The 4293-nt window shown below is 72.9% G+C and carries 5 protein-coding genes; 3 read left to right on the top strand and 2 right to left on the bottom strand.

What is annotated here, in order from left to right; all coding sequences use genetic code 11:
- Positions 1 to 82: 82 nt before the first annotated feature.
- Complete coding sequence (locus tag VNM44_RS15470; protein ID WP_325626894.1) at positions 83 to 802, bottom strand: L,D-transpeptidase; 720 nt, start codon at positions 800 to 802, stop codon at positions 83 to 85.
- Positions 803 to 870: 68 nt separating this feature from the next.
- Between VNM44_RS15470 and VNM44_RS15465 the strand changes: the two genes are divergently transcribed.
- Together VNM44_RS15465 and proC are read left to right on the top strand one after the other, a co-directional pair.
- Complete coding sequence (locus VNM44_RS15465; RefSeq protein ID WP_325626892.1) at positions 871 to 1713, top strand: hypothetical protein; 843 nt, start codon at positions 871 to 873, stop codon at positions 1711 to 1713.
- Positions 1714 to 1721: 8 nt separating this feature from the next.
- Positions 1722 to 2546, top strand: a complete 825-nt coding sequence (gene proC, locus VNM44_RS15460; RefSeq protein WP_325626891.1) for a pyrroline-5-carboxylate reductase — start codon at positions 1722 to 1724, stop codon at positions 2544 to 2546.
- On the opposite strand, the gene VNM44_RS15455 is transcribed toward proC, so the two are convergent.
- Positions 2543 to 3196, bottom strand: coding sequence for a hypothetical protein (locus VNM44_RS15455; protein WP_325626889.1), 654 nt, complete (start codon positions 3194 to 3196; stop codon positions 2543 to 2545). The two genes, proC and VNM44_RS15455, sit on opposite strands and share 4 nt — an antisense overlap.
- Positions 3197 to 3261: 65 nt before the next feature.
- On the opposite strand from VNM44_RS15455, the gene VNM44_RS15450 reads away from it, so the two are divergent.
- Positions 3262 to 4293 (top strand): thiolase family protein (locus tag VNM44_RS15450; RefSeq protein WP_325626885.1); only part of this gene is annotated, 1032 nt, incomplete at its 3' end.

Here is a 4293-nt window from a genome sequence, read left to right as displayed (position 1 = left end):
GACGGATCAGCTCCAGGAAGAGCGCGAGCTTTCGCCTGCGCGAGCGGAGCGAGATCGCGTCGGCGAGCCGCACGGCGGGAGATTAGGGATGGATGACGACAGGCGTCCCGAGCGGAAGCCGCGCGAGCTCGTGCAGAGTCTTCTCGGTCGCGTGGAGGCACCCTGCGCTCGTCGGGGCGCCGATCGACTCCGACGTCGACGCGCGGCCGTGGATCGCCAGCCGGTCGCCGCCGTTCCAGCCCGCGGGAAGATGCGGTTGCTTTCCCGAGAGGACGACGATGCAGCAGCCGAGTCCCCACCGCTTGCCGGAGATCTGATCCGAGATGTGGAATCGGCCGCTCGGGGTGGGACTGTCACCGGCGCCGATCGAGACGCGGCGGCGGAAGACTACGCGTCCTTCCCGGCGGAGAGTCAGCAGTCGCTGCGAGAGGTCGGCCTCGAGCGAGTACCGCACGCTTCTCAGACTGACGGGAGCTGTGCGCGGCACCCAGCCGACGACACCGTTCCCGAGCACATCGCTCTCGACGGCGAACCAGTCCCCTCGGCGCTGGACGACTCGGAGCCGCCTGACGGAGCCGAAGGACGTCTTCCAGGCCGCGACCGCGAGGGCGCGGCTCGCGGGCGCCCTCAGGATTGCCACCCTGGCGCCGTGGTCGACGACGAGCGTGAGGCCCTCCTGCGCGACGGCGGGCCTCGCCGTGGTCGCCGGTGGCCGTGTGGCGGCGGACGCCGACGTGGTCAGGATCGCTGCCGCGAACAGGGCGAGCACGGTGCCGCGGGGCGCTGAGCACGGAATCGGCACGAATTCCTCTTGACAGGATTTCAGGATTCGGTGTCTGACACCGGGGCGGCCAGCCTACCCCGCGAGTAGTGTCGGTGCCGGTGGTCGAGGATGTCGTCACACCGGCCGGGCCGTACCGCCTCCGCCTCATGACTCGCGGTGGATCGTGGCGCGGCGCACTCCCGGGAAAACGAGCGGCGACCGCCTGGCAGCGGCCCGACGGCCGCGTGGTCGTGCGCGCGCCGGACGAGGCCGCGCTCGCGACCGCGCGGTTCATGCTCGCCCTCGACGACGACACGGGCGAGTTCCACGAGCGCTTCCGCCGCGACCCGCTGGTCGGCCCGTCGGCACGGGCGCTCGTCGGCTACCGCCCACGCCGCGTGGCGACCGTGACCCACGCGGTCGTGCGCGCGCTCTGCGGGCAGCTGATCGAGGCGCGCCGAGCCTGGGCGATCGAGCGGGCGATCGTCGACGCAAGCGACGACGACGTCGTCACCCAGCAGGCTCTCCGCCGCCTCCCACCCGTCGCGCTCCGCCGCCTCGGACTGGCGCAGCAGCGGGCGACCGTTCTCGCGCGACTCGCGGCCACGATCGACCTCGAGCGCCTCCGCAACGTCGACGGCGACGCAGCACTGGCCCGCCTGGCTCGCGAACGCGGGATCGGACCGTGGTCGATCGGCGTGATCGCGCTCGAGGGCCTCGGTCGCTACGACCGTGGGCTCGTGGGCGACCTCTCGCTCGTGAAGCTGTACGCCGCGCTGACCGGCCGCTGGGTCGAGACGTACGAGACGGCAGAACTGCTTGCCCCGTACGAGGAGTGGCAGGGGCTCGCCGGAGAGATCCTGCTGCTCGGCTGGGCACGCGGTCTCGTCCCGGACGCGTCCGCCGACCTGGCGCGGATCGCTCGGCGGCGGGCGCGCCGGGCTGCATAGAGTCTCGTATGGCAGTCGACGAGCGCCGCATCGCAGTCCTCGGTACCGGCCGCATCGGCGAGGCGCTGATCGCCGGCCTCCTTTCCTCGGGTTGGCGGACAAAGGACGAGATCGTGGCGTCGAGCCGCCGGGCCGAGCGGGTGGCCGAGCTCACGGATCGTCACGGCATCTGGGCGACGGTCGACAACGTGGCGGTGGCGTCGCGGGCGGCCCTGGTCGTGGTAGCCGTCAAGCCGCAGGACATCGAAGCGCTGCTCGGAGAGATCGGGCCCGCGATCACGACGGAGCAGACGGTGCTGTCCATCGCCGCCGCAACGCCGACGGCGACGATCGAGCGGCATCTGGCGGACGGCGTCCCCGTCGTCCGGGCGATGCCCAACACGCCGTCGACCGTCCACGAAGGCATCGCCGGGCTGTGCGCGGGCGCGCACGCCGACGACGCCCACGTGACACTGGCCGAGGAGGCGCTCGCGCATCTCGGATCCGTCGTCCGCGTCCCCGAGCGCTCGATGGACGCCGTGACGGCCGTCTCGGGCTCGGGGCCTGCGTACTTCGCCCTTCTCGCCGAGGCGATGATCGAGGCCGGGCTGCTGCTCGGGCTCTCCCGCGAGGTGTCGACCCAGCTCGTCGTCCAGACGATGCTCGGCACGGCGAAGCAGCTCCGCGACGAGCGCATGCACCCGGTCGAGCTTCGCGAGATGGTCACCTCGCCGGGCGGGACCACGATCGCCGCGATCCGCGAGCTCGAGTCGGCAGGCGTGCGCGCCGCGTTCCTGAACGCGATCCAGGCGGCGATGAACCGCAGCCGGGAGCTCGCCGAGGGCGCGGACTAACGAGGGAGCAGCGGCGACTCGAGCGCGGGCGTCGGGATGCCCCTCTCGCGCGCGAGCGCGTCGAGCACGAGGACGGTGTCGGCGACCCGGACGTCCTCGAGGAACGCGTCCCGGCTCTCGAACGACCGCAGAACATCGAGGCGGTCTCTCGCGTACGCACCGGCGTCACGCGCGGCGAGTGCCGCCAGCGCGTGGGCGACCGCGGCCGGCTCGAGCCCCTCGCCCGCAATCCTCGAGGTGATCGGAGCCGCCTCCGCATCCCGCCCGAGCACCAGCAGCGCGAGCGCGGCGCAGTAGCCGGCGATCGGCCCCGCCGAGTGGGCTGCGCCCGCGTCCAGCGCAGCGGACGCATCCGCGCGTGCGCCGTCGAGATCGCCCGCCAGCAGCCTGCAGCGGATCATCGCGATCGGCCGCCCCCAGCTCCCCTCGGGAGCCGCATGCCAGCTCGTCGCGTACTCCTCGGCCGCCAGCCGCAACCAGGTCTCGGCCTCGTCGCGCCTGCCGAGCATCGCCGAGGAAAGGCCGGCAGCCCACGAGGCGCCGGCGATGCCCGCCAGACGGAAGTCGTCACGCTCGCTGTCGTCCGTCGGCGTCGCGGCACGGCGGTCGTGCTCGGCGATCGCCCAGGCGCGCTTCGCCTCCCAGTCCATCGGTGGAGTATCGCGAACCGCGACTGATTGAACCGTCAGTCAAAGGCACGGGTATCCTCTGCGGCATGGCGCGCGAGCTGCGAGAGGTCGTCTACGTCGACGGCGTCCGGACGGCGTTCGGCCGCGCCGGCGAGGGCGGTCTCTTCTGGAAGACCCGCGCGGACGACATGGCCGTCAAGGCCGTCCGCGAGCTTCTGCGTCGCAATCCCGGAGCCCCACCCGAGCGGATCGGCGACGTCGCCATGGCCGCCACCGCGCAGGTCGGCGATCAGGGACTGACGCTGGGCCGTGACGTGGCGCTGCTCGCGGGCCTCCCCCACACCGTCCCCGGGTTCGCCGTCGACCGTATGTGCGCGGGCGCCCTCACGGCCGTGACCGCCGCGGCGGGCGAGATCGCGATGGGCGCCTGCGACCTCGCAATCGCCGGGGGCGTGGAGCACATGGGCCACCACCCGATGGGCGAGGACGTCGACTTCAACCCGCGCTTCGTCGCCGAGCGCCTGATCGACCAGAGCGCCGCCGTGATGGGCCAGACCGCGGAGAACCTCCACGACGCGTTCCCGCAGCTCACGCGCGAGGATGCCGACCGGTACGCGGCCGAGTCCCAGCGCCGGGCCTCCGTGGCGTGGGACGACCCTGAGGGCGTCTATGCGCGCACCGTCGTCCCGATGAGCGTCTTCGGCGACGAAGGGTGGAAGGTCGCGGCGCGCGACGAGTTCCTGCGCCCCGAGACGACCGTCGAGACGCTCGCGACGCTGCGGACGCCCTTCCGGGCCGGCGGCCGCGTCACGGCCGGGAACTCCGCCGGGCTGACCGACGGTGCCACGGCCTCGCTGCTCGCGTCCGAGAAGACCGCCGCGGAGCTCGGCCTCGAGCCGCGCATGCGCCTCGTCGGCTTCGCGTACTCGGGTGTCGAGCCGCACCTCATGGGCCTCGGCCCGGTGCCGGCGACCGAACAACTGCTCGCGCGGACCGGCGTCACGCTCGACGAGATCGGCCTCTTCGAGCTGAACGAGCCGTTCGCGGTGCAGGTGCTCACCTGGTGCGACGGCGTCGGCGTCGCCCCGGACGACCCGCGGCTCAACCCCTACGGCGGC

The sequence above is a fragment of the Gaiella sp. genome (assembly GCF_035558935.1).
Lineage (GTDB): Bacteria > Actinomycetota > Thermoleophilia > Gaiellales > Gaiellaceae > Gaiella.
The sequence above is the reverse complement of the archived record's forward strand: the minus strand, read 5'-3'. Positions and strand labels throughout refer to the sequence as shown.